This window comes from Delftia sp. NA_296.1 (assembly GCF_052692095.1).
The window spans coordinates 106,464-129,580 of the sequence record NZ_JBQZGF010000007.1 but is presented as its reverse complement, the minus strand read 5'-3'; the positions used below and the strand labels follow the sequence as shown (position 1 = coordinate 129,580).

At 67.7% G+C, this 23,117-nt stretch carries 21 protein-coding genes; 8 read left to right on the top strand and 13 right to left on the bottom strand.

Annotation, left to right across the window (positions count from 1 at the left end; genetic code table 11):
• Positions 1 to 62 precede the first annotated feature (62 nt).
• The 3 genes from ACUTR7_RS18395 to ACUTR7_RS18385 form a co-directional block, all read right to left on the bottom strand.
• Complete coding sequence (locus ACUTR7_RS18395; protein ID WP_445609492.1) at positions 63 to 242, bottom strand: hypothetical protein; 180 nt, start codon at positions 240 to 242, stop codon at positions 63 to 65.
• Between the two features lie 123 nt (positions 243 to 365).
• Positions 366 to 656, bottom strand: coding sequence for an H-NS histone family protein (locus ACUTR7_RS18390; protein WP_012204081.1), 291 nt, complete (start codon positions 654 to 656; stop codon positions 366 to 368).
• 100 nt (positions 657 to 756) lie between these two features.
• Positions 757 to 2,070 (bottom strand): hemolysin family protein, encoded by a 1,314-nt coding sequence (locus tag ACUTR7_RS18385; protein WP_012204080.1) that lies wholly within the window; start codon positions 2,068 to 2,070, stop codon positions 757 to 759.
• 24 nt (positions 2,071 to 2,094) lie between these two features.
• Here ACUTR7_RS18385 and ACUTR7_RS18380 point away from each other — a divergent pair, with 24 nt between their 5' ends.
• Positions 2,095 to 2,940, top strand: a complete 846-nt coding sequence (locus tag ACUTR7_RS18380) for a symmetrical bis(5'-nucleosyl)-tetraphosphatase (RefSeq protein ID WP_180317779.1) — start codon at positions 2,095 to 2,097, stop codon at positions 2,938 to 2,940.
• A gap of 85 nt (positions 2,941 to 3,025) precedes the next feature.
• Here the strand turns inward: ACUTR7_RS18380 and ACUTR7_RS18375 are convergent, their stop codons facing one another.
• The 3 genes from ACUTR7_RS18375 to ACUTR7_RS18365 form a co-directional block, all read right to left on the bottom strand.
• Positions 3,026 to 4,540 (bottom strand): DEAD/DEAH box helicase, encoded by a 1,515-nt coding sequence (locus ACUTR7_RS18375; RefSeq protein WP_013803680.1) that lies wholly within the window; start codon positions 4,538 to 4,540, stop codon positions 3,026 to 3,028.
• A gap of 220 nt (positions 4,541 to 4,760) precedes the next feature.
• The gene (gene ypfJ / locus ACUTR7_RS18370; RefSeq protein WP_012204077.1) at positions 4,761 to 5,639 is read right to left on the bottom strand and encodes a KPN_02809 family neutral zinc metallopeptidase; all 879 of its coding nucleotides are present in this window, start codon (positions 5,637 to 5,639) and stop codon (positions 4,761 to 4,763) included.
• A 108-nt stretch (positions 5,640 to 5,747) separates the two neighbouring features.
• Complete coding sequence (locus ACUTR7_RS18365; RefSeq protein WP_224986416.1) at positions 5,748 to 6,104, bottom strand: hypothetical protein; 357 nt, start codon at positions 6,102 to 6,104, stop codon at positions 5,748 to 5,750.
• A 101-nt stretch (positions 6,105 to 6,205) separates the two neighbouring features.
• Between ACUTR7_RS18365 and ACUTR7_RS18360 the strand changes: the two genes are divergently transcribed.
• The 4 genes from ACUTR7_RS18360 to nadB all read left to right on the top strand — a co-directional run bounded on the left by ACUTR7_RS18360 (position 6,206) and on the right by nadB (position 11,710).
• Complete coding sequence (locus ACUTR7_RS18360; RefSeq protein WP_065346726.1) at positions 6,206 to 7,153, top strand: delta(1)-pyrroline-2-carboxylate reductase family protein; 948 nt, start codon at positions 6,206 to 6,208, stop codon at positions 7,151 to 7,153.
• Between the two features lie 15 nt (positions 7,154 to 7,168).
• A complete protein-coding gene (locus ACUTR7_RS18355) occupies positions 7,169 to 8,920 on the top strand; it encodes a sensor domain-containing diguanylate cyclase (RefSeq protein ID WP_445609491.1) in 1,752 nt (583 codons plus the stop codon).
• A gap of 143 nt (positions 8,921 to 9,063) precedes the next feature.
• Positions 9,064 to 10,197, top strand: a complete 1,134-nt coding sequence (nadA, locus tag ACUTR7_RS18350; protein ID WP_034391148.1) for a quinolinate synthase NadA — start codon at positions 9,064 to 9,066, stop codon at positions 10,195 to 10,197.
• Between the two features lie 10 nt (positions 10,198 to 10,207).
• A complete protein-coding gene (gene nadB, locus ACUTR7_RS18345) occupies positions 10,208 to 11,710 on the top strand; it encodes an L-aspartate oxidase (protein ID WP_445609490.1) in 1,503 nt (500 codons plus the stop codon).
• 221 nt (positions 11,711 to 11,931) lie between these two features.
• On the opposite strand, the gene dcd is transcribed toward nadB, so the two are convergent.
• From dcd to ACUTR7_RS18330, 3 genes are all read right to left on the bottom strand, one after another.
• A complete protein-coding gene (dcd, locus tag ACUTR7_RS18340; protein ID WP_013803686.1) occupies positions 11,932 to 12,504 on the bottom strand; it encodes a dCTP deaminase in 573 nt (190 codons plus the stop codon).
• A 68-nt stretch (positions 12,505 to 12,572) separates the two neighbouring features.
• Positions 12,573 to 13,865, bottom strand: coding sequence for a guanine deaminase (gene guaD, locus ACUTR7_RS18335; RefSeq protein WP_046986663.1), 1,293 nt, complete (start codon positions 13,863 to 13,865; stop codon positions 12,573 to 12,575).
• A gap of 112 nt (positions 13,866 to 13,977) precedes the next feature.
• The gene (locus tag ACUTR7_RS18330) at positions 13,978 to 15,084 is read right to left on the bottom strand and encodes a BMP family ABC transporter substrate-binding protein (protein ID WP_199137556.1); all 1,107 of its coding nucleotides are present in this window, start codon (positions 15,082 to 15,084) and stop codon (positions 13,978 to 13,980) included.
• A gap of 240 nt (positions 15,085 to 15,324) precedes the next feature.
• On the opposite strand from ACUTR7_RS18330, the gene ACUTR7_RS18325 reads away from it, so the two are divergent.
• Complete coding sequence (locus ACUTR7_RS18325; protein ID WP_445609489.1) at positions 15,325 to 15,765, top strand: HIT family protein; 441 nt, start codon at positions 15,325 to 15,327, stop codon at positions 15,763 to 15,765.
• Between the two features lie 6 nt (positions 15,766 to 15,771).
• Here the strand turns inward: ACUTR7_RS18325 and ACUTR7_RS18320 are convergent, their stop codons facing one another.
• The 4 genes from ACUTR7_RS18320 to ACUTR7_RS18305 form a co-directional block, all read right to left on the bottom strand.
• Positions 15,772 to 16,821 carry an adenosine deaminase gene (locus ACUTR7_RS18320; protein WP_034366623.1) on the bottom strand — a complete coding sequence of 350 codons (1,050 nt, stop codon included), beginning with the start codon at positions 16,819 to 16,821 and terminating at the stop codon, positions 15,772 to 15,774.
• Positions 16,821 to 17,828 carry an aromatic ring-hydroxylating dioxygenase subunit alpha gene (locus ACUTR7_RS18315; RefSeq protein ID WP_445609488.1) on the bottom strand — a complete coding sequence of 336 codons (1,008 nt, stop codon included), beginning with the start codon at positions 17,826 to 17,828 and terminating at the stop codon, positions 16,821 to 16,823. Before ACUTR7_RS18315 ends, ACUTR7_RS18320 begins: the two co-directional genes overlap by 1 nt.
• A gap of 220 nt (positions 17,829 to 18,048) precedes the next feature.
• Positions 18,049 to 19,206, bottom strand: coding sequence for a BMP family ABC transporter substrate-binding protein (locus ACUTR7_RS18310; RefSeq protein WP_012204065.1), 1,158 nt, complete (start codon positions 19,204 to 19,206; stop codon positions 18,049 to 18,051).
• Positions 19,207 to 19,398: 192 nt separating this feature from the next.
• Positions 19,399 to 20,868 (bottom strand): S41 family peptidase, encoded by a 1,470-nt coding sequence (locus ACUTR7_RS18305; protein WP_445609487.1) that lies wholly within the window; start codon positions 20,866 to 20,868, stop codon positions 19,399 to 19,401.
• A 141-nt stretch (positions 20,869 to 21,009) separates the two neighbouring features.
• Here ACUTR7_RS18305 and ACUTR7_RS18300 point away from each other — a divergent pair, with 141 nt between their 5' ends.
• Complete coding sequence (locus ACUTR7_RS18300) at positions 21,010 to 21,690, top strand: response regulator (protein ID WP_445609486.1); 681 nt, start codon at positions 21,010 to 21,012, stop codon at positions 21,688 to 21,690.
• On the top strand, positions 21,687 to 23,117 hold the full coding sequence (locus ACUTR7_RS18295) for a sensor histidine kinase (RefSeq protein ID WP_445609485.1): 1,431 nt from the start codon (positions 21,687 to 21,689) through the stop codon (positions 23,115 to 23,117). The genes ACUTR7_RS18300 and ACUTR7_RS18295 overlap by 4 nt, the downstream gene beginning before the upstream one ends.

The following is a 23,117-nucleotide window of genomic DNA, read 5'->3' as shown; positions in this document are numbered from 1 at the left end:
CCCCTGCCGCCACCCATGGCGGCCGGGGCCTGATTATTCAAGTCGGACACCGCTGAAGAAAATCAAAGAATGCTCGGAATCTTCTGAAACATGCGCACATCCCCCAGGCATTGAGGCGCATCAAGATCCCAAAAACGGGCATCCCGCCACGCACCAAACTGCCATAAAGGACATCGCCCCGCCATCACCTGTGCGGCGCGGCCAAAAATCGGCCTTTGCATCGCCGCTCTGGAAATGTCCATACACGGATCCACACTTTACGCCTCAGATGATAGAGATTCTCAACTGAGACAATCTTTTGACAAATGGCCGTGACAATGAAAAAAGCCCGCACTGGGCGGGCTCTTTCATGCGCGACGGGAAAATCAGATGACAAACTTCTCACGGTCCTGATTCTGAATCCACTTTGGCGGCTTGCCGCGTCCGGTCCAGGTTTGGCCGGTTGCGGGATCGCGGTACTTGGGAGCCACTTTGGCGCCGGTTGTGCCAGCGGTACGACCACGAGCTGCAGGAAACACGTCATCGGCAGTCAGACCATATTCGGCAATCAAGTTGCGAACCTGTCCCACGGCGTCGGCAAGCTCGCGCTTGCGTGCTTCCTGGATCTGTTGCTCCAGTTCCTGTCGCTGCTTCAGCAGTTCCTTGTAAGAGCTCATGGTATGCGCCTTGAAAGTAGTTTAAGAGCTTTCATTATAAAAACATAATCAGCCCATGGCGCAAGACGCATGTAAGCAAAACCCACAATATCGCTGCTGCCTATTGCGAAGAGTAGTTCTCGGATAAATCCGATATGGCCAGCACCTTGTCAATGCGTTTGCCATCGAGATCGATCACCTCGAAGATCCAACCCGCACAGCTGACCCGTTCCCCCAGAATGGGCAAATGACCGCTTTCTGCCATGAGAAGGCCCGCCACGGTGTTGTATCGGCCGCGGTGCTCATCGGGAAGATCACGAATATCGAGGCGCGCCTTCAGCTCCGATATGGGCATCAGACCGTCCAATAGCCAGGAGCCATCCTCACGCTGCATGGCCCAGGCTTCTGCCTCGGTCACAGGCTGTAACTCGCCGGTAATCGCCTCGAGCAAATCCCGGGGCGTCATGATGCCCTGCACCACGCCATATTCGTCCACCACAAACACCATGCGCCCGGACCGGGCACGCAATTGCTCCAGCAGCTCCATGGCGCTGAGCGTCTCGGGCAGGAAAGAAGCCGGGAGCACATGTTCGTACAGCGTGGTGCCGGCGGCATCCGAGCCCAATGCCAGCAGGCGCGCCACGCTGATGATGCCGACCACGTCATCCAGCGAATTACGGCACACCGGGTACCAGGAATGCCCGCCCTTCGAGTGGTCGTCGGCCGAGGCCTGCAATGCCTCGGTGACGGTCATGTCGGCATCCAGCCATTGCACGTCGCCGCGCGGGACCATGATCGACGTCAGTGAGCGGTCGTCGAGGTGAAAGACGTTTTGCACCATCTGGTGCTCGTTGGCCTCGATCACTCCGGCATCCCGCCCTTCGGCGAGGCTTGCCACGATTTCCTCTTCGGTCACGGCGCGCGCTGCGGATTCATTGATGCGCAGCAGAGTCAGCATGGCGCGCGTGGAAAAGGCCAGCAGCCGCACAAAGGGCTTTGCGGCGGATGCCACCCAGGTCATGGGCCGGGAAACCACCGTGGCCACGGTTTCGGGATAAAGCTGGCCTATGCGCTTTGGCACCAGCTCTCCGAAGACGATGGTGACGAAGGTGATCACGGTCACGACGAGCGCCGTGGCAGAAATGCTGGCCGCGCGTTCCGGAATTCCCAGGCCCAGCAGCCATGCGGCCAGCCCGTCACTGAAGGCCGCCTCGCCCAAAATGCCGTTGAGCAGGCCGATGGAGGTGATGCCCACCTGCACCGAAGAAAGAAATTGCGTGGGGTTTTCGAGCAAGGCCAGTGCTGCCACCGCACCCTTGTCGCCTGTTTCAGCCAGTGCCACCAACCGAGCCTTGCGGCTGGAGGCCAGTGCCAATTCGGACATTGCAAACACCCCATTGAGCAGCGTAAGCAACGCGATCAGCAGAAAATCCATGGTTCGTATATCAGAAAGAAGACCATGGCACTTTACTGTATCGGCGATATCCAGGGATGCCACGACGCCTTTGAGCGCCTGCTGCACCGCGTGGACTTCTCCGCCAGCCGCGATACCTTGTACATCCTGGGCGACCTTGTGAACCGCGGTCCGGAATCGGACAAGGTGCTGCGCACCTGCATGGCCGCCGGCGACTCCATGCGCGCCCTGCTGGGCAACCATGACCTGCACCTGCTGGCCGCCGCCCAGGGCGTGCGCCGCAGCAGCCGGCGCGACACGCTGGCCCGGGTGCTGGATGCGCCCGACCGCGATCAGCTGCTGGACTGGCTGCGCCACCAGCCGCTGGCGCGCAGCCACCGCATGGCGCATGGCGAGGAACTGCTGATGGTCCATGCCGGCGTGCTGCCGCAGTGGAGCAGCCAGGAAGTGATGGCGCTGGCGGGCGAGGTGCATGCGGTACTGCGCAGCAAGCAGTTGCCCGATTTCTTGCAGGCCATGTACGGCAACCAGCCCGATCGCTGGTCACCCGACCTGCAGGGCTGGGAGCGCCTGCGGGTCATCGTCAACGCCTTGACCCGGCTGCGCTTTTGCACCGCACAGGGTGTCATGGATTTCGACAGCACCGAGTCGGCCGAGCAGGCGGCGCCCGGCCTCATGCCCTGGTTCGATGTGCCGGGCCGCGCCACGGCGAGCGCAACGATTGCGTTTGGCCACTGGTCGACGCTGGGCCACATCAGCCGGCCCGACCTGGTGGCGCTGGACACCGGCTGCGTTTGGGGCGGCTGCCTGAGCATGATGCGTTTCGGCGATCACCTGGCGGACCGGGAACTGATCCAGGTGGACTGCCCGCAGGCGCAGGCCCCGGGCTGACCTGGACGACGCCGATGGGCGAGCGCCCATGAAAAAACGCCTGCAAGGCAGGCGTTTATCGTGAGGCAGGCGGCTTGCGCGGTGCTCAGACCTCGGAAGTGGCGACGGGTGCCACAGGCGGGACCGGCGCGACGGGCGCAACAGGCGCCTTGAACAGCGCGGCCAGCTTGCGCTTGGGCTTGATGCCGCTGCCCGCCTTGGGCGCGGCAGCACCCTGGCTGTCCCAGCTCGCATCGACGCTGGCGGTTGCCTCGTAGGGCTTGTCGAAGAACGGGTCCGAGTGCGCCGGGCGCTGGGCCATGCGCGAGCCGCGATGGCCAAAACCGGAACTGCCCCGCGACGCATCACCGCCGCGATCGCCACGCTCGGCGCCGCGATCCCGTTCACGACCGTAGCCGCCGCTGCTTTGGCGCGGCAGCTCGTCAAAACGGTGACCACGCGGTGCGCTGCCACGGAAATCTTCCATGGGGCAGGCCTCGACGTTGATCTTCTTCTTGATGAGCTTCTCGATCTCGCCCACCAGGCGCGCATCGTGGTTGGTCACCAGGGTCACGGCAATGCCGGAGGCGCCTGCGCGGCCCGTGCGGCCGATGCGGTGCACATAGTCTTCGGCGTTGAAGGGCACGTCGTAGTTGAAGACGGCCGGCACGTCCTTGATGTCCAGGCCACGGGCCGCGACATCGGTACACACCAGCAGATCCACCTCGCCGCGCTTGAAGGCTTCAAGCGCCTTCAGGCGCTCGTCCTGGCTCTTGTCGCCGTGCAGCGCCGTTGCGCGCAGGCCATCACGCTCCAGGGCACGCGTCAGGCGCGCACAGCCCAGCTTGCTGTTGGAGAAGACGAAGGCCTGGCGGATGTCGCGCTGCTTGAGCAGGGAGCGCAGCGCATAGCGCTTGTCGTCGTCGCTGACGCTGTAGAAGCGCTGCTCCACCGTGGACGCCGTCTCGTTGGGGCGGGCCACTTCGATGGTGACGGGGTCCTGCAGGTAGCTGCTGGCCAGGCGCTTGATCTCGGGCGAGAAGGTGGCGCTGAACAGCAAGGTGGTGCGTGTCTTGGGCAGGTGGGACAGGATGCGCTGCAGATCGGGCAAAAAGCCGATGTCCAGCATGCGGTCTGCCTCGTCAAGCACCACGTACTCGACCTGGTTGAGCACGGCGTTCTTGGCTTCGATGTGGTCAAGCAGACGGCCCGGCGTGGCCACCAGCACCTCGACGCCCTTCTTGAGCTCCAGCGTCTGCGGCTTCATGTCCATGCCGCCGAACACCACGGTGCTGCGCAGCTTGGTGTACTTCGCATACTGGGCGATCTGCTGGGCCACCTGGTCCGCCAGTTCGCGTGTGGGCAAAAGCACCAACGCCCGCACGGGGTGGCGTGCAGGCGAAGCGGAGGTATTTTCGTGGCGCATCAGCCGCTGCAGCAACGGCAGCGAGAACGCCGCCGTCTTGCCTGTGCCGGTCTGGGCGGCGCCCATGACATCCTTGCCGGTCAGAACGACCGGAATGGCCTGTGCCTGGATGGGCGTCATGGACTCGTAGCCCATGTCGGCCACGGCGCGCGCCAGGGACTCAGCCAGCTGGAGATTGGAGAAAGAGCTTGTCATTGAGAGCGCTATTGTCGCACCTAGCGCGATTTGTGCGTTGCAATAACGCCAATTGGCACCTGGACAAGCATGGCGTTGTGTGAGCGCAACCCGCAAAAACCCGGTATGAGGGCCCGCAATGCGGGCATTTTTTCATCGCCGGGCAGCCTCCAGATGAAAAAGCGGCCCCTCGCAGGGGCCGGCGAAGCTTGCGCAGCAACGCGAGCGTGGGGGGTACTTCTCAGAGGGACGCGGCCGAAAAAGTGTCGCAGGACTTGACGCTGCCGGTACGCAGGCCGGTGCTGAACCAGCGCTGGCGTTGGGCGCTGGTGCCGTGCGTGAAGCTGTCCGGCACCACGGCGCCGCCGCCTGCGCGCTGCAGGGCGTCGTCGCCGATCTTGGATGCCGCATTCATGGCCGACTCCACATCGCCCTGCTCCAGGATCTGGCGGGCGCTTTGCGCGCGGTTCGCCCAGACGCCTGCCAGGCAATCGGCCTGCAGTTCCAGCTTGACCGACAGGTGGTTGTATTCGACCTTGCTGACGCGGCCACGGGCGCGGTCCACCTGGGCGCTGATGCCCAGCAGGTTCTGCACGTGGTGGCCCACCTCGTGGGCAATCACATAGGCCTGGGCGAAATCGCCGGGCGCGCCCAGCTGGTTCTTGAGCGTTTCGTAGAAGCCCAGGTCGATATACACCTTCTGGTCGGCAGGGCAGTAGAAGGGCCCCATGGCCGACTGCCCCGTGCCGCAGGCCGTGGGCGTTGCGCCACGGAACAGCACGAGCTTGGGATCGGTATATTGGGCGCCGCCCTGGCGGAACACATCGCGCCAGACATCTTCGGTATCGGCCAGCACGGTGGAGACAAAGCGGGCGAGCTTGTCATCGGCCGGCGGCTTGTGGGCCGGGCCCTGAGGCTGCTGCACCTGCACCGGCGAGCCGCCGCTGAGCGCACCCAGGATGGTCAGCGGGTTGATGCCCAGCACCCAGCCGCCGACCAGGGCGATGACGATGGTGCCAATGCCTATGCTGCGTCCGCCGAAGACGGGGCCGCCGCCACCGCCACCCTCGTCACGGCGGTCTTCCACATTGTCCGACTCGCGGTTGCCATCCCATCTCATGGTGTTCACTCCTGGATCTGTGCTGCAGCCTGCAGCATCGGGCGGCGATATTACGTCGGAACCTGCGGGACTGCAGCGACCGCAGCTGCGGCAATGATACGGCGTGTATCAGCGCACGGGCTGCACCGCCATGGGGGCGGTGGCCGGTGGCGCCTGGCTGCGCAGGACCTGCTCGCGGGCCACCAGCACCATGGCGGCCAGCAGCGCGGCGACGATGCCCAGGCCGATGACGACCGCCAGGCCCAGCCCCCATCCGCCGCGCCTGCGCCGCTCGCGTGCAGGCTCGCCGGGCCGGCGGGGCGCGGGAGCCTGCTCGCTGGGCGGCTGTTCGCGCTGCCACGGCTCGGGCGCGGGTCCGCGCCGCTGCTGCTCATAGCGCGGGGCCGATTCCTTGCGCGGAGCTTCGGGCCGCGCCGAACCGTCCCAGCGGGGCTCTTCGCGCGGATAAGAAGGCTTTTGTGACATAGGCGACATCGTAGTGCCTGCGCAGGCCCTCACGGGCCTGTGCGCAGCACTGGACACATCGTGAATTGGTCGATCCAAGCCTACTGTGTACAGTCGCGGCCATGAGCCATTCCAGCATGCCCTCCTCCACCGCCCTTGACGCCCAGGCCACGGCCGGGCTGTTGCCCTGGAACGAACTGGCCGAAGAGATCGCCGCCCTGCTGCTGCAGCCCCAGGCAGCGCAGGTGCCGGCGCGCATCGTGATGCCCCTGCCGGCCGGTGGCAGCCTGTTTTGCATGCCCGCCACCGACGGCCAGGTGGCCATGACCAAGCTGATCAGCTTCACGCCCGGCAACGCCGGCACGCCGCGCGCCACCATCCAGGGGGATGTGGTGGTCTTCGACGTGGCCACGGGCGAGCGCCGCCTGATCCTGGACGGCCCCACGGTCACGGCGCGGCGCACGGCCGCCGTGTCGCTGCTGGCCGCGCAAAGGCTGGCGCCGAATCCGCAGGGTCCGTTGCTGATCGTGGGCGCCGGCGTGCAGGGCCTGGCCCATTTGCAGGCCTTTGCCGCAGGCCTGGGCGTGCGCGAGGTTCAGGTGGCATCGCGCAGCGCGCAGAGCGCCCAGGCGCTGGTCGACCAGGCGCGGGCCATGGGACTGCAGGCCACCGCCGTGGAGGATGTGGAGGCGGCGGCGCGCCACTGCCCGCTGATCGTGACCTGCACGCCCGCCCGGGCCGTGGTGCTGCGCGAGGCGCCGCGCAGCGATGCCTTCATCTCGGCCGTGGGCGCCTTCACGCCGCAGATGGTGGAGCTGGCACCCGGCCTGTGCCAGGGCTTGCTGCAGTCGGGCCGCGTGGTGGTCGATACCGGGGATGCGCTGCATGAGGCCGGTGACCTGCTGCAGGCCGGCATCGATGTCGCCGCCCTGCCCACGCTGGAGCAGGTGGTGCGCGAGCAATGGCCGCGCTCGGATTCGCCCGTGCTGTTCAAATGCTGCGGCTGGGGTGGCTGGGATCTGGCAGCCACCCGCCTGGCCATGCGCCGGGCCGCACTCCAGAACAGTTGAAAGCGGATTTCTGCGTTGAACGAGCTTTTCCCCCCGGATTCCCCCGCCCCGGATTCCAGCACCGCGCCCAGCCGCTGGCAGCGCCTGGGCCTGCGCACGCAATTGGCCCTGGTCTTCGGCTCGCTGCTGGTGGGCGTGACGGTGCTGATGTCCCTGGCATTCGGCGAGCTGCTGCGCTGGCGCATGGAGCGCGAGGTCAGCGTCTCGCTGCATGCCATGGCCTCCAACGCCGCCCGGCAGCTGTCCGATGGACTGTTCAGCCGCGCCCATACCGTGGAAGTGCTGGCCGCCTCGCCGGAGCTCTGGATCCAGGGGCTGGAGGCCCCGGGCGTGGGAGCACTGCTCAACCGCGCCCGTTCACTGACGCCCACCAGCCTCTGGATCGGCGTGGCCGACGCCGAGGGCACGGTGCGCAGCGCGACCGACCAGGTGCTGGTGGGCCTCGATGTCAGCGACCGGCCCTGGTTCGAGCCGGGCCTGCAGCGCGTCCATGTGGGCGATGTGCGCGCCTCCTCGCCTGTGATGTCCGCCTTGCTGCCGCCTGCGGCCGACGGCGCGCCGCGCCGGTTCATGGACTTCGCGGCGCCCATTCGCGTGGGCGATCTCACCCAGGGCGTGCTGTGCATGCACAGCAGTTGGGAATGGGTGCGCGAAACCATGCAGACCCTGCAGCAGGCCGACAGCGCCGACCGGCAGATCGGCCTGTTCATCTTCGACCGGCGTGGACGGCTCATCCACGCGCCGGGCGACAGCCTGGAGCCGTTGCTGGCCCTGGACCAGCGCCTGCCGGTGGCCCATACCGTGTCTGCCGATACGGCCGATGTCACGCTGCAGCCCGTACAGGTGGCGCGCTGGCAGGACAGCCCGCAGAGCTTTCTGACGGCCACCGTGCCGCTGCAGGCCCACAACCGGGCAACGGCCATGGGCTGGCACATCGTGGCCCGCCAGCCGCATGACAGCGCCTACGCGCCCGCGCGCCAGGCCATGCACCAGGTGCTGGCCGGCGGCCTGGCGGCCGCGCTGGTGGCCGCCGTCATCGCCTGGCTGGTGGCGCGCAGGCTGAGCCAGGATCTCAAGCGCCTGGCCCGTGCCGCCAATGGCATCGACGGAAGCGGTGCGGCCTCCGACATCCCGCAGTTGCACAGCAGCCGCGAAGTACACCGCCTTTCGCAAGCGCTGCGCGGCAGCATTGCCCAGTTGCGCTCGGCCAACGAGGCCATGGAGCGCCAGGTGCGCGAGCGCACGCTGCAGCTGCAGCAGGCCAATGCCGAACTGGAGCACCAGGCGCGCAGCGACCCGCTCACGGGCCTGCTCAACCGCCGCGGCTTCGACTTCCAGCTGGACTTTGCCATGGCGCTGGCGCGCCGCAGCGGCCGCCCCTTGAGCGTGCTCGTCATCGACGTGGACTACTTCAAGCGCATCAACGACCAGCACGGCCATGACATGGGCGACGCCGTGCTGCGCACCCTGGCGCGCGCCTTCCGCATGCGGCTGCGCGAGTCCGACGTGCTGGCCCGCATGGGCGGCGAAGAGTTCCTGGCGCTGCTGCCCGACACCACGGCCGATGCCGCCGTGGTCATTGCCGAGCAACTGCGCGAACTGCTGGCCTCCACGCCCATGGCCCACGGCGAGCCCGTCACCGCCAGCGTGGGCGTGGCCACGCTGCGCGGCACCACGGACACTGCCACCGCCATGCTGCGCCGTGGCGACGAAGCGCTGTACGAGGCCAAGGGCGCAGGCCGCAACAACGTGCAGCTGCAGCGCTGAGGCGGCCCCGCGCCGCTTTTCCCGCCCTCGATTTCCTGGCTGCCGCACAACACCTGTGCGACAAAAAACACCACACTAATACTCAAATTGAGCATATTATTCGCAGCCATCACCAGCCCTTTCCACAGTCCCGGACGGCCACCATGCAGCTCAAATCCGTGCAGTACGACAAGCCCCATTTCTCCCTCGCCGGCCAGTGCGGCATCGGCGAGGCCTGGGCCCGCATTCCTCCCGAACTTGACCGCGCCCAGCGCCTTCGGACCGCCGAGCGCATACGCGCCCTGCTGCACGAGCGCGATGCGGTGCTCGTAGCCCATTACTACGTGGACGGCGAACTGCAGGACCTGGCGCGCGAGACCGGCGGCTGCGTGGGCGATTCGCTGGAGATGGCACGCTTCGGCGCCCAGCACCAGGCCAGCACCCTGGTCGTGGCAGGCGTGCGCTTCATGGGAGAGACCGCCAAGATCCTCAGCCCGGAAAAGCGGGTGCTCATGCCCGACGACGACGCCAGCTGCTCGCTGGACCTGGGCTGCCCGGCAGACGAGTTCAGCGCCTTTTGCGACGCCCACCCGGACCGCACGGTCGTGGTCTACGCCAACACCAGCGCGGCGGTGAAGGCGCGCGCCGACTGGGTGGTCACATCGTCAGTGGGACAGGACATCGTGGCCCACCTGCACGCCTGCGGCGAGAAGATCCTCTGGGCCCCCGACCGCCACCTGGGCGCCCACATCCAGCGCCAGACCGGCGCCGACATGCTGCTGTGGCATGGCTCCTGCCTGGTCCATGACGAGTTCAAGGCCGACGAACTGGCCGCCATGGCGCTGGAGTATCCGCAGGCCGCCATCCTCGTGCACCCCGAGTCGCCGGCCGCCGTGGCCGCCCAGGCCGATGTGGTGGGCTCCACCACCCAGCTCATCAACGCGGCAGGCCGGCTGCCCACCGACACCTTCATCGTCGCCACCGACCAGGGCATCCTGCACGACATGCGCATGCGCTACCCGGGCAAGACCTTCCTGCCCGCGCCCACGGCCGGCCAGGGCGCCACCTGCAAGAGCTGCGCCATGTGCCCTTGGATGGCGATGAACAGCCTGCAGGGCGTGGAGCTGGCCCTGGAGCAGGGCCTGTGCGCCATCGAGGTGGACCCCGCCATCGCCCAGGCCGCGCGCCGACCCATCGAACGCATGCTGGCTTTCGCGGCCGGCCACCGCCAGCCCGTGCGCGCCAGCGGCGACCTTGCGCGCGATGCGGCGCTCTTCCAGCATTTCGGTCCCGCCTGAGGACAGCGCCATGACACAGCCTTGCACAGACGTACTCATCATCGGCGCCGGCCTGGCCGGCATGGCCGCCGCCCTGTCACTGCCGCCGCATCTGCGCGTGGCCCTGCTCAGCAAGGGCGCGGCCGAGGAATGCGCCAGCGCCTGGGCCCAGGGCGGCATTGCCGCCGTGCTGGATGCACAGGACAGCATCGACGAACACCTGGCAGACACCCTGGTTGCGGGCGCAGGCCAGTGCGATGCACAGGCCGTGCGCGCCATCCTTGCACAGGCGCCTGCCGCCATCGATTGGCTGGTGGCCCACGGCGTGCCTTTCACGCGCGACGACAGCGGTGGCCTGCACCTCACGCGCGAGGGCGGCCACGGCCGCCGCCGCATCGTGCATGCCGCCGACTGCACCGGCCAGGCCGTGCACGCCACCCTGCTGCGCGCCTGCCGGGAGCGCGCGAACATCGATTTGCATGAGCACACCAGCGCGCTGGACCTGCTGACCGAAGGACAGCCTGCGCACTGCACAGGCGCGCAGGTGCGCTTGCCCGATGGCCGCCAGCAGCGCTGGCATGCCGCGCATACCGTGCTGGCCACGGGCGGGCTGGGGCAGGTCTATCCCGCCACCACCAACCCGGCCACCGCCACGGGCGACGGCGTGGCCATGGCCTGGCGCGCGGGCTGCCGCGTGGGTGATCTGGAGTTCATGCAGTTCCATCCCACGGCCCTGCAGGTGGGCGGCCGTGCGGCCGGCCTGGTCTCCGAGGCATTGCGTGGAGAAGGCGCCCTGCTGCGCCTGCCGGACGGCACGCGCTTCATGCCTGCCCATGACGAGCGGGCCGAACTGGCGCCGCGCGACATCGTGGCCCGGGCCATCCGGCACGAGATGGACCGCCATGGCCTGGCCTTCGTGCACCTGGACATCACCCACCGGCCACGTGCCTGGCTGCAGTCACATTTCCCCGGTGTGATGGCTCTGTGCGCCAGCCATGGCATCGACATTGCCACGCAGCCGATTCCCGTGGCCCCATGCGCCCACTACGCCTGCGGCGGCGTGCTGGCCGGCATCGACGGGCGCACGGATGTCGATGGCCTGCACGCCATTGGCGAGGTGGCGCGCACCGGCCTGCACGGCGCCAACCGGCTGGCCAGCAATTCGCTGCTCGAATGCGTGGTGATGGGGCGGGCTGCCGCCCGGGCCATCGCGCAGCAGCCGGCTGCCGCCCCGGCGCCGGCCCGGCCGACCGAAACCCTGCAGGCCGGCGCACAGGAGCAGGACACGGCCGCCGTCGCGCAGGAGTTGCGCCAGCTCATGCAGGACTGCGTGGGCATACAGCGCAGCGACCAGGGCCTGGCGCAGGCCGTGCAGCGCATTGCGGCATGGCGTGAAAGGCTGGCGCCTGCCGCAGGCCATGCGCTGCGCAACCAGCTCGATGTCTGCTGGCTCATGGCCACGGCTGCCGCTGCGCGGCGCGAGAGCTGCGGTGCGCATTCGCGCATCGACGCCGCCCTGGCGCTGGTGGAATGAAAAATGGCCCCCACGCTCCCCTTGCTGCGCAAGGTCCGCTGCCCCCCGAGGGGGCTGCTTTTCATCTTGGGGCGGCCCGGCGATGAAAAATGGCCCCCACGCTCCCCCTGCTGCGCAAGGTCCGCTGCCCCCCGAGGGGGCTGCTTTTCATCTTGGGGCGGCCCGGCGATGAAAAAGGCCCGCAGCTTTCGCTGCGGGCCTTGTCTTCCGGGCCAAAGCCGTCAGGCCTTGGGAAGCGTCACGCCCACCTGCCCCTGGTACTTGCCGCCACGGTCGCGGTAGCTGACCTCGCAGACATCGTCGGGATCGCTCTCGAAGAACAGCACCTGGGCGCAGCCCTCGCCGGCGTAGATGCGGGCGGGCAGCGGCGTGGTGTTGGAGAACTCCAGCGTCACATAGCCTTCCCATTCGGGCTCGAAGGGGGTGACGTTGACGATGATGCCGCAGCGCGCGTAGGTGCTCTTGCCCAGGCAGATGGTCAGCACGTTGCGCGGGATGCGGAAGTACTCGACCGTGCGCGCCAGCGCGAAGCTGTTGGGCGGGATGATGCAGCTGTCGCCCTCGAAATCGACGAAGCTTTTCTCATCGAAGTTCTTGGGGTCCACCACGGTGCTGTGGATGTTGGTGAACACCTTGAATTCGGGTGCGCAGCGGATGTCGTAGCCATAGCTGCTGGTGCCGTAGCTGATGATCTTGCGGCCATCGACGTTGCGAACCTGGGCCGGCTCGAAAGGCTCGATCATGCCGTGATCCTCGGCCATGCGACGGATCCACTTGTCGCTCTTGATGCTCATGGCAATTCCTCGTTCCCTAGCTGCACTTGTCAGGCGCCAGCACCCGGCAGGGCACTGGCGCAAAGGCGCTATTTTGCTTGAGAAACGACGGTGCGCTCGATCAGGCGGTCATCGCCCAGGATGATCATGGCGAACAGCAGCTCGTCCAGGCTCTCGGCCTGGCGGGTCTTGCGCTCGAGCAGCGGCGTGCAGGCCGGGTTGATGACCACGAAGTCGGCCTCGCAGCCCGGCTGCAGGTTGCCCACCTGCCCCGCCAGGCCCAGGGCGCGCGCCGCGCCCGCCGTGTGCTGCCACCACAGGTTGCCGGGCGACAGGCTCAGGCCCTGCTTGGTCTGGCCCTCGCGGCCCGCCACGTAGGCGGCCTGCATGGTGCGGAAGGGGCTGAAGCTCATGCCGCCGCCCACGTCGCTGGCCAGGCCGTAGAGGAACTGCGCGGCATCGGCCCGCGCAAAGTCGAAGAAGCCGCTGCCCAGAAACAGGTTGCTGGTGGGGCTGACGGCCGCAGCGGTGCTGCGTTCACGCATCAGGGCGCGGTCTTCATCGTCCAGGTGAATGCAGTGCGCGTAGACGGCGCGCTCGCGCATCAGGCCGAAGTCGTCGTAGACCGACAGGTAGCTGCGCGCCTTCGGAAAGAGCTCGGCCACCCAGCGCACTTCATCCAGGTTCTCGGCCACATGGGACTGGATCCAGACATCGGCGTAGCGTGCGGCCAGCTCGCCCGCGCCGCGCAGCTGCTCATGCGTGCTGGTGGGCGCAAAGCGCGGCGTGATCGCGTAGCCCAGGCGGTCCACGCCATGCCAGCGCTGGATCAGGTTTTCGGTGTCGATCAGGCTTTGCTCGGTCTGGTCGCGCACGCCGTCGGGGCTGTGGCGGTCCTGCAGCACCTTGCCCGTGATCATGCGCATGCCGCGCGCCTGCGACGCGCCCATGAGCGCATCGACGGAACCCGGGTGCGAGGTGGCAAAGGCCAGCGCCGTGGTCACGCCGTTGCGCTGCAGCTCGTCCAGGAAGAACTCGGCCACGCTGTCGGCATGGGCGCGTTCGCAAAAGGCCGACTCGTGCGGAAAGGTGTATTTCTCCAGCCAGGGCAGCAGGCCGGCGGCGGGCGCGCCGATCACATCGGTCTGCGGATAGTGGATGTGCAGGTCGATGAAGCCCGGCGCGAGGATGCGGCCCGGCAGATGGGTGACTTCGGCGCCCGGCTGTCCGGTGAACTGCGCCTGCAGCGCCTGCCAGCTGCCGGCGGCGACGACGCGCTGCTGCCCCCTGTCATCCGGGGCGACGGCCAGCAGGCCGTCTTCGTCGTAGAGCGCCTGGCCATCGTCGGCAAAACGCAGCAATGAGGAACGGTAGATTTGCATGCCGCCAAGCTTAGCGGGCGGACAGGCAGATGCCATATCCGCAGCGCTATAGGCGTCATCGGCAGGCGCCATCCTAGGGTTTACGCCAGGACCGGACGCCCCACGGGCCGCATCACTTGGGCAGGGTGGCCTGCACGCCTTCCACCAGCCAGTTCATCTGCAGGATCTGCGCATCGTCCAGCTGCTTGCCGGCTGGAATGCGCACCTGGCCCTGGTTGTCGCGCACCGGCTGGTCGCCGGCCTTGAAGGGCTGCAGACGGCCCTGGGCCATGTCCTTTTGGCGCTGCAGCACTTCCTCGCGCACGGCAGGCGGCAGCCTGGGGCCGAAGCCCTCCACGCGGATCATGCCCTCGCGCACGCCGCCCCAGGTGTCCTGGCTCTTCCAGCGGCCGTCCAGCACCGCTTTGGCGCGCGCCGTGTAGTAGTCGCCCCACTGGTGGGTGACGGCCAGCAACTGGGCGTCGGGCCCGTCCTTGCGCATGTCGGAGTGGTAGGCAATCGCCATGCGGCCGCGCTCCTGGGCGGCCTGCATCACGGCGGTGGATGCGACCTGGAAGGACACCACGTCCACGCCGCCGTTGAACAGCGCCATGGCCGCATCGCGCTCGCGCGGCGGGTCGAACCAGGTATCCAGCCAGACCACCTTGACCGTGGCCTTGGGATTGACCGAACGCATGCCCAGCGTGAAGGCGTTGATGCCCTGCAGCACCTCGGGAATCGGAAAGCCGACCACGAAGCCGGCCACGCCCGTCTTGCTGGCACGGCCTGCGGCAATGCCCGACAGATAGCGGCCCTCGTAGTAGCGCGCATTCGAGGTGGCCACGTTGTCGGCGCGCTTGAAGCCCGTGACCGACTCGAACTTCACCTGCGGGAAGTCGCGCGCCACGCGCATCACGGACTCGGTGTAGCCGAAGCTGGTGGTGAAGATCAGCTGGTTGCCGCTGGCGGCCAGGTCGCGCAGCACGCGCTCGGCGTCGGGGCCCTCGGGCACGCTGTCCACCGCACGCGTCTGCACGCGCGGGCCCAGCGCCGCCTGCAATGCGCGCCGGCCCTCGTCGTGCTGGCGCGTCCAGCCGGCGTCGAGCACGGGCGTCAGATAGACGAAGGCGGCCTTGAGGGGCGCGGAACCTGCGGGGGATGAAGGGGCGGGATGGCCTTGGGACAAGGCCGTGGATACAAGACTTGCGGCCGCGACTGCGGCTGCGAGGTTTTTGTACATGGTGTTCCTCTACATGGCCCGGAAATGAAAACGCACCTGCCGTGGGCAGCGGCCGGTGCGGGGCGCGATTATAGGCAGCGGCCCTGAGGGCTGCCTGGGCCTGCGCTTATGGCCTCCATAAGGGACGGCAGATACCGTCCACTAGAGCGCAGAACCCGCGCGGGTACTTAAAAGTGCTTAACACGCTCTAAGATCGTCGGCAAATTCCAACCCCCAGCAACCACCAAGGAGTACAGGACCATGCCGATGTTCGTCGATACCTCGCCCCCGGGGCAGTGCCTTTTTTGCCGCCTCGTGGCGGGCGAGATCCCGTCCGCCAAGGTGTTCGAGGACGAGCAGACCATCGCCTTCATGGACATCGGCCAGGTCAACCCCGGCCATGTGCTGGTGGCCAGCAAGCTCCATGCCGTGACCCTGCTGGACCTCACGCCCGACGAGGCCGGCGCCGTGATGCGCACGGCCCAGCGCGTGGCGCAGGCCGTGCAGGCAGCGTTCGACCCCGATGGCATCAGCCTGTTCCAGGCCAACGGCGCGGCGGGCGGGCAGACTGTCTTCCACTTCCACCTGCATGTGCTGCCGCGCCACGAGGGCGACGGCGTGGGCCTGGGCTGGCCGCGCAAGGAGCCCGGCATGCAGGCGCTGCAGGACCATGCCGAGCGTCTCAGGCAGGCGCTGGCCTGAGCGGACTCAGGCCAGGGCGGCGTAGCGGGCGAACACGGCCTCCAGCTGGCGCATCCAGTGGGCGCGCTGCTGGGGCGTGACGAAGCTGGCGTCAAAGCTGTTGACCGCCAGCTGCCAGGCCTGCTGCGAGTTCATGCCGGTGGCGGCGAACAGCTGCAGGTAGTTCTCGTTCACATAGCCGCCGAAATAGGCCGGATCATCGGAGTTGACCGTGACCTTGAGCCCTGCCTCCAAGAGCTGGGGCAGGTTGTGCTGGGCCAGGTCGGACACCACGCACAGCTTGAGGTTGGACAGCGGGCACACGGTCAGCGGCACGCCGTCGCGGACCAGGCGCTGCATCAGGGCCTCGTCGCGCGCGGCCTGCACGCCGTGGTCTATGCGCTCGGAATGCAGCACGTCCAGCGCGCCCCAGATATAGGCGGGAGGTCCCTCCTCGCCCGCATGCGCGACCAGGTGCAGGCCCAGCTCGCGGCAGCGCGCGAACACGCGGGCGAACTTCTCGGGCGGGTTGCCAACCTCGCTGCTGTCCAGCCCTACGCCGATGAAGCGGTCGCGCAGCGGCAGCGCGGCCTCCAGCGTGGCGAAGGCGTCCTCTTCGCTGAGGTGGCGCAGAAAGCTCAGGATCAGCGCCGACGAGATGCCCTGCTCTATCTCCGCATCGCGGCAGGCGCGGTACAGGCCGTTGATCACGGTCTCCATGCCCACGCCGCGCTGGGTGTGGGTCTGGGGGTCGAAGAAGATCTCGGCATGGACCACGTTGTCCTGCGCGGCACGCGTCAGGTAGGCGCGGCCCATGTCGTAGAAATCCTGCTCGTACAGCAGCACGCTGGCGCCGGCGTAGTAGATGTCCAGAAAGCTTTGCAGGTCGGTGAAGGCATAGGCGCGGCGCAGGTCTTCCACGCTGGCATAGGGCAGCTTCACGCCGTTGCGCTGGGCCAGCGCGAAGATCAGTTCGGGCTCCAGCGAGCCTTCGATGTGCATGTGCAGCTCGGCCTTGGGCATGGCCTTGAGCAATTGGGGCAGATGCGCGGCATCCACGGCGGGTACGGTGTGCATCAGCAGACTCCGAAGGTGATGCCGCTGGCCCGGAGGTAGCGGCGGTAGGCGGACGACATGCGGTCGGCCGCAGAGTGCATTTCGGCGCGCGGGTCCAGCGGCAGGCACTTGGGCTGCTGCGACTCCAGCACGGGCTGGTCCTGGCAGAAGATGGTGTGCTGGAATTCCTGCAGCTGTGCGTCGGGCGAGTCGAAGTCTGCCACGGCCAGCCGGAACCAGACGCGGCTGGTCTCGGGCGTGACGGGGCAGATGAACAGGGCGATGGACTCGCGCCAGCCGGCCCGGGTGGTGCCGGACTCGGGCAGCTTGGTCAGCACGGCAGCATAGGGCGCCGTGACTTCGTAGGTGTATTCGACTTCGGCCGCGCTGGTGGAGTGCAGGTTGGACTGCGGCTGCACGGCCTTGCAGCCCGTGGCCAGCACGCCCGTGGCCGTGGTCTCCACGGCATAGGCTTCGATGGCCGTGGCATCGCGGCTGCCCAGCCAGCCTTCGTGGACAAAGCCGAAGTGCGACATGTCCAGGAAGTTCTCGATGATGCGCGGCGCGCTGGCGGCCACATCGTAGGGGCCGCAGTTGAGCTTGCGCAGGTGCACGTCCGCCTCGGCTTCAAAGGCTGGAAGGGCCGCCAGGGCCGCCAGGGCCGGAACAGCCGAGAGCTCCTCGCCCGTGGCCAGCCGCACCCAGACCAGGCCGTAGGCTTCCTGTGCCTCGAAGGCCTTCACGCATTGCGAGGGCGGCGGCGTGAAGCTGGGCAGGGCCGGCACCTTGACGCACTGGCCGCTGTCGGCGAACTGCCAGCCGTGGTAGGGGCATTCAAGGTGGCCGTTTTCGACACGGCCCATGGACAGGCGTGCGCCACGGTGCGGGCAGCGGTCCACGAAGACGCGGACCAGGCCTTGCGGATCGCGCCACAGCACCAGGGGCTGGTCCAGCAGTTGCACGCCCAGCGGCGCATCGACAACTTCGTGGGCCTGGGCCACGGGATGCCAGAGGGAGTTTTCGATCATGGGGGGAATCTCTTGCTGTCTGTCTGTGCCGCGGCGGCGGGCAGGCCGCGGCTGGGAGCGAGCATAAACCCACTCGATGCGCAGCACAGGTACGGCACAAGTACGGTAAAGGTGCGGCACCTGTTCAGCACCTGTGCGGCGCATGAACGCCAAGGCCGCCCGAAGGCGGCCTTGGCGGCAGCGGGCAACCCGGCCTGCGCCGGGCGGCCTGGCGTCTGTCTTACTTGCTGTCCTGGCCCGGCACCTTGCCTTCCACGCCCTTGACGTAGAAGTTGATGCCCGTGAGGAACTTGTCCTCGGCCACGGCGTCGGCGGCCAGCAGTTCCTTGCCGTCCTGGCCTGCGATCGGGCCCTTCCAGATATGGAAGGTGCCGTCCTTCAGGCCCTTCTTGACCTCTTCGATCTTCGCCTTGGCTTCGGCGGGCACGTCATCGGCCAGCGAGACGATGTCGATCGCGCCTTCCTTCACGCCCCACCAGGTCTGCTGGCTGCTCCACTTGCCGTCCAGCATCTCGCGCACGGTCTTGGTGTAGTAGGGTGTCCAGTTGATGATGGCCGAGCCCAGGTGGGCCTTGGGGCCGTAGGCCGTCATGTCGGAGTCCCAGCCGAAGGCGCGCTTGCCCTTTTCCTCGGCCGTCTTGAGCACGGCGGCGGAGTCGGTGTTCTGGAACAGGATGTCGGCGCCGCCGTTGATCAGCGAAGTCGCAGCCTCGGTTTCCTTCGGGGGTGCGAACCACTCGTTGACCCAGACCACCTTGGTCTTGATCTTGGGGTTCATGGACTGCGCGCCCAGCGTGAAGCTGTTGATGTTGCGCAGCACTTCGGGAATCGGCACGGAGCCGACCACGCCCAGCACATTGGACTTGGTCATGGAGCCCGCGATGATGCCGGCCAGGTAGGCACCTTCGTAGGTGCGGCTGTCGTAGGTGCTGACGTTGGCGGCGGTCTTGTAGCCGGTGGCGTGCTCGAACTTCACATCGGGGAAGTCGGGAGCGATCTTCTGGATGGGCTCCATGTAGCCGAAGGTGGTGCCGAAGACCAGCTTGTTGCCGTTGGCGGCCATGTCGCGCAGCACGCGCTCGGCGTCGGCGCCCTCGGGCACGCTCTCCACATAGGAGGTCTTGATCTTGTCGCCGAATTCCTTCTCCAGCGCCAGGCGGCCCTGGTCGTGGGCAAAGGTGTAGCCGCCGTCACCGACGGGGCCCACGTAGGCGAAGGCGATCTTCAAAGGCTCGGTTGCAGCGGCAGCAGGGGCCTCGGCAACGGGAGCGGGCGCAGGCGCGGCCTCCTCCTTCTTGCCACAGCCGGCCAGCGCGGCGGCGGCCACGGCCGACAGCGCTGCCACCTTGATCAGGGAGCGTTTGTGAAGATCAGTCATCGAAGTTTCCTCAAGTGGTCCTGCGGCAGGCAGGAAGAAGGCAGGTCTGCAGGGCGCAGGCCCGCCGCGATGGGTCCAGAGAATAAAGCAAGAATGACGCCAGCCGGCCTGTTCATGGGCTGCGTGCCCCTGGAAAACGACATTTTCCGGGGTGCGCACGGAATCGGTGCATGAACAGGACGGCGCCAGCCCTCAGGAACTGCCCAGCATCGCCACCAGGCGTTCCACCGCACGGCGGTGCCCGGTCTCCAGCGCGGCAGGATCGGCGGGATCGAACACCGCGAGGCCGATGCACGGGGGAATGCCGGTGACCTCGAAGGCCACGCCGGCACCATCGCGGTAGATCTCGTTGGACAGGGACACGAAGAAGTTGCCCGGCAAGGGCTTGACCAGGGAGTTGGACAGTGAGCCCGCCGTTGGCTGGCCCACCTGGGTCACCTGGGGCAGCGCCCGCATCATCAGCGTGAAGGTCTCGGCGGCGCTGACGGTCAGATCGCTGGTCAGCACATGCACGGGCCTGGCATAGGTCTGGCTGCCCCTGGGCTCGACATACCAGCTTTGTTCGCTGCGGCCCTGCGGGCGATGCGCCTGCTTGGTGAAGCCCAGCACGCGCTGCCGCGTGAAACTGCCCGCCATCTCGGCGCTGACCTGGTCGAGTCCGCCCAGGGTGTTGAGCGACACATCGACGATCAGCGCGCGCGTGTCCGCCAGCGCGCCCAGCGCGCGGTCCATCTCTGCCCGCGCCGCGGCCATGTCCTTGTGCGCATCGAAGGGGCTGGAAAACTCGCCCATGCTGCCGATCTCGATGTAGCCCACATTGCCCGGCAACCGACCCCAGACCATGGTTCCTCCCAGCACGGGGCCGCTGCCACCCTGCAGGCGGGATGCCAGGTCCTCACGGACCCGCGCCTTCCACAGCTCCTGGAAAACCAGGAAGTCCTTGACCTCGGTCTGCGCCTCGAAGGCCTGGCGCAGGCGCTTCGTGGTGGGCTTGTTGCCCCCCAGGAAGGCATAGCTCAGCGCGCCGTCGCGCGAGCGGATCAGGGCGGTATGCACGTCGTTGAAGTCCTTCAGCGCCTCGCTCATCACGGCCTGCAGGGCATCGTCGTTGGCAGCGGCCGCCGCCCGGGGTGCCAAGCGGCTGGTGATCTGCGGCCAGTCGATGTTGCGTTCCTTGAGAAAGGCGTAGTCCAGGGCAATCACGTCGCTCAGGGCCTTGAAGGTGGTGGCAGGGTCGGTCGCCGGCGCATTGCGGCAGGCCGAGGGCACGCTGCCCAGGCGCTCCAGGGAGTAGGTGGCAGGAAAGCCCGGCAGCTCGAACAGCTCGGCGCGGATGCCATGCAGATTGGCCGTGGTGCGGTAGCTGTATCCCTTGAACTGCTCCACCGTGCCGCCTGCAGCGCCGGCCTGGGGGTAGCACAGGGCTCCGGCCTCCTGGTAGCGCGCCACGGAATTCGACTTGAACTCCATCAGCGTGCCTTCTCCAAGGATGCGCCATACGCCCTCCAGGTCGCCGGACGTGCGGCCATCCACCACGACCTGGCCGCTGCGCTCCGACAGAATCTTGGAGTCGTCGCCGCCGCAGGCCGCCAGCAGCAGGGATGACAGGGCCGCGGCAAGCAGCCAGCGGGGTTGGGTGGGAGCGGGAACTCGAACGTGCATGAAACGCCTCCGTGCAATAAATGAAGAGGTCCGCACTGTCGGCGGCGGGCCTGAAGAAAACCGGACGGCCGCCTGAAGGAATCCTGAAGACCCTGTCTGGGAAAATCCGGCATTGCCCCCACCGGCCCCGCGCCCTGCCCCATGAAGCTATTGCTGGTTGAAGACGATCTGGACCTTGGCAACGGGGTGCGCCTGGCGCTGCAGGACCAGCGCTTCGATGTCACCTGGGTTCGCCGCATCGCCGAGGCCCGCCCCCTGCTGGACCAAGGCGCCTGCGACCTGCTGGTGCTGGATCTGGGCCTTCCCGATGGCGACGGACTGTCGCTGCTGGCACGCGTGCGGCGTGAACGCAAGGACCTGCCCATCCTGATCTTGACGGCGCGGGACGGGCTGGACGACCGCCTGCGCGGGCTCGACGGCGGAGCCGATGACTACGTGGTCAAGCCCTTTGCGCTGGCCGAACTGCTGTCGCGCATCCGCGCGCTCAGGCGTCGCAGCCTGGGCACGGAAGAGCAGGTCTTCGACGTGCGCGGACTGGTGCTGAACGAACGAAGCCGGCGTGTCAGCGTCTTCAGCCGCGAGATCGATCTGTCGCCCAGCGAATTCGCCCTGCTGGCCGCCCTGATCCGCCGCCCCGACCAGGTGTTCAGCCGCCACATGCTCGAAGAGGAGGTGCTGCCGGGCAGCGGGCGCTATGCGAGCAACAGCCTGGAGGTGCACATCTCCAGCCTGCGGCGGCAGATCGGCGAAGGCTATGTGCGCACGGTGCGCGGCGTCGGCTATGTGCTGGACCGCCAGCCTTATGAAGGCAGGCGGCGATGAAGGCCGCAGCCTGCCTGCGCCGCGCCTGGCGCGCAAGGGCCGAGCCCAGCCTGATCCGGCGCCTGGTGCTTGCCCAGGCCGTGGTGCTGGTCGTGGTGTGGATCGCCCTCGGCGCGCTGCTGATGGTGGAGTTCCAGAGCGATGCCTCGGAGCTGGACCCGTTGCGCCACGACGCGGTACTGGCGGTTGCCGGCCCCCTGCTGGACCGCCCTGCCGCGCTGCAGGAAGCCCTCGCCCGCATCGACCTGGCCCGCAGAACCGAAGGGCAGCTGCCCGATCAGCCGCGCTGGCGCGTGAACATGATGGTGTGGCACGGACCGCAGCTGCTGTTTGCCTCGCCCGGCCTTTCCGCCCCCATCGTGCAGACCGCCACGGATCGCATCGAGACAGTCACGGCGGCCGGGGAACGCTGGCGCGCCATGACGCGCTCCGATGCCTCGGGCCAGTTGCGCGTGACGCTGGCCATCTCCAATGAGCCCGGGCGCGGCATGCTCACGCTGGCCTCCAGCAGCCTGCTGGTGCTGCCCCTGCTGATCAGCGCGCCGCTGCTGATTTTTCCGGCATGGGCCGCCGTGTGGCTTGCGCTCAGGCCCTGGCGACGCCTCAGTGCCGAAATCGCGCGCCGTGGCATGGGCGACCTTGCGCCGCTGGGTTTTCAGCCGCGCCACCGCGAGCTCAAGCCCCTGGCCCACTCTGTCAACCGCCTGCTTCAGAGCGTCAGGGACGGGCTGGCCAGGGAGCGCAGCTTCATCGCCGATGCCGCCCATGAGCTGCGCACACCCGTGGCCGCCATCCGCGTGCACGCGGAAGCCCTGAACAACCTGCCTTTGCCGGCAGGGCTGGCCGACCGCCTGGGCGCACGCCTGGATGCGCTGGTCGGCTGCAGCGCACGCGCGTCCCGCCTGGTGGACCAGATGCTGGCACTGATGCGGGCCGACGCCGGGCCCTCCGCGCCGGGCATGCAATCGCTGGAGATCGACAGACTGCTGCAGCAGCGCCTGGGTTGTCTGGCGGGCCTGGCCCGCGAGCGCGGCGTGGAGCTTGATCTGGACGCCGAAGGCCCGCTGCCGCTGTGGGCCGAACGCCAGGCAATGGAATCCCTGATCGACAACCTGGTGGACAACGCCATCAAGTACAGCCCGCCAGGCGGCCTGGTGCGCGTGCGCGCGCGCCGGGATGCGGCCACGCAGGCGATGGTGCTCGAAGTCATGGACGAGGGACCGGGCATTGCGCCGGCCTGGCGCAGCCGTGTCTTCGACCGCTTTTTCCGCGCGCCCGACCAGGCGGTGGCGGGCAGCGGGCTGGGCCTGGCCATCGTGGCGGCCGTGGTGCGCCAGCATGGGGGGAGCATCGACTGCGATGACGCGGACGATGGCCCCGGACTGTGCATGCGCGTCAGCTTCCCCGGCGGGACTGCCCCGCACTAG

Coding starts and splice junctions, on each gene's coding strand:
- ACUTR7_RS18395 (WP_445609492.1), bottom strand. CDS start 242: ATGGACATTTCCAGAGCGGCGATGCAAAGGCCGATTTTTGGCCGCGCC.
- ACUTR7_RS18390 (WP_012204081.1), bottom strand. CDS start 656: ATGAGCTCTTACAAGGAACTGCTGAAGCAGCGACAGGAACTGGAGCAA.
- ACUTR7_RS18385 (WP_012204080.1), bottom strand. CDS start 2,070: ATGGATTTTCTGCTGATCGCGTTGCTTACGCTGCTCAATGGGGTGTTT.
- ACUTR7_RS18380 (WP_180317779.1), top strand. CDS start 2,095: ATGGCACTTTACTGTATCGGCGATATCCAGGGATGCCACGACGCCTTT.
- ACUTR7_RS18375 (WP_013803680.1), bottom strand. CDS start 4,540: ATGACAAGCTCTTTCTCCAATCTCCAGCTGGCTGAGTCCCTGGCGCGC.
- ypfJ (WP_012204077.1), bottom strand. CDS start 5,639: ATGAGATGGGATGGCAACCGCGAGTCGGACAATGTGGAAGACCGCCGT.
- ACUTR7_RS18365 (WP_224986416.1), bottom strand. CDS start 6,104: ATGTCACAAAAGCCTTCTTATCCGCGCGAAGAGCCCCGCTGGGACGGT.
- ACUTR7_RS18360 (WP_065346726.1), top strand. CDS start 6,206: ATGAGCCATTCCAGCATGCCCTCCTCCACCGCCCTTGACGCCCAGGCC.
- nadA (WP_034391148.1), top strand. CDS start 9,064: ATGCAGCTCAAATCCGTGCAGTACGACAAGCCCCATTTCTCCCTCGCC.
- nadB (WP_445609490.1), top strand. CDS start 10,208: ATGACACAGCCTTGCACAGACGTACTCATCATCGGCGCCGGCCTGGCC.
- dcd (WP_013803686.1), bottom strand. CDS start 12,504: ATGAGCATCAAGAGCGACAAGTGGATCCGTCGCATGGCCGAGGATCAC.
- guaD (WP_046986663.1), bottom strand. CDS start 13,865: ATGCAAATCTACCGTTCCTCATTGCTGCGTTTTGCCGACGATGGCCAG.
- ACUTR7_RS18330 (WP_199137556.1), bottom strand. CDS start 15,084: ATGTACAAAAACCTCGCAGCCGCAGTCGCGGCCGCAAGTCTTGTATCC.
- ACUTR7_RS18325 (WP_445609489.1), top strand. CDS start 15,325: ATGCCGATGTTCGTCGATACCTCGCCCCCGGGGCAGTGCCTTTTTTGC.
- ACUTR7_RS18320 (WP_034366623.1), bottom strand. CDS start 16,821: ATGCACACCGTACCCGCCGTGGATGCCGCGCATCTGCCCCAATTGCTC.
- ACUTR7_RS18315 (WP_445609488.1), bottom strand. CDS start 17,828: ATGATCGAAAACTCCCTCTGGCATCCCGTGGCCCAGGCCCACGAAGTT.
- ACUTR7_RS18310 (WP_012204065.1), bottom strand. CDS start 19,206: ATGACTGATCTTCACAAACGCTCCCTGATCAAGGTGGCAGCGCTGTCG.
- ACUTR7_RS18305 (WP_445609487.1), bottom strand. CDS start 20,868: ATGCACGTTCGAGTTCCCGCTCCCACCCAACCCCGCTGGCTGCTTGCC.
- ACUTR7_RS18300 (WP_445609486.1), top strand. CDS start 21,010: ATGAAGCTATTGCTGGTTGAAGACGATCTGGACCTTGGCAACGGGGTG.
- ACUTR7_RS18295 (WP_445609485.1), top strand. CDS start 21,687: ATGAAGGCCGCAGCCTGCCTGCGCCGCGCCTGGCGCGCAAGGGCCGAG.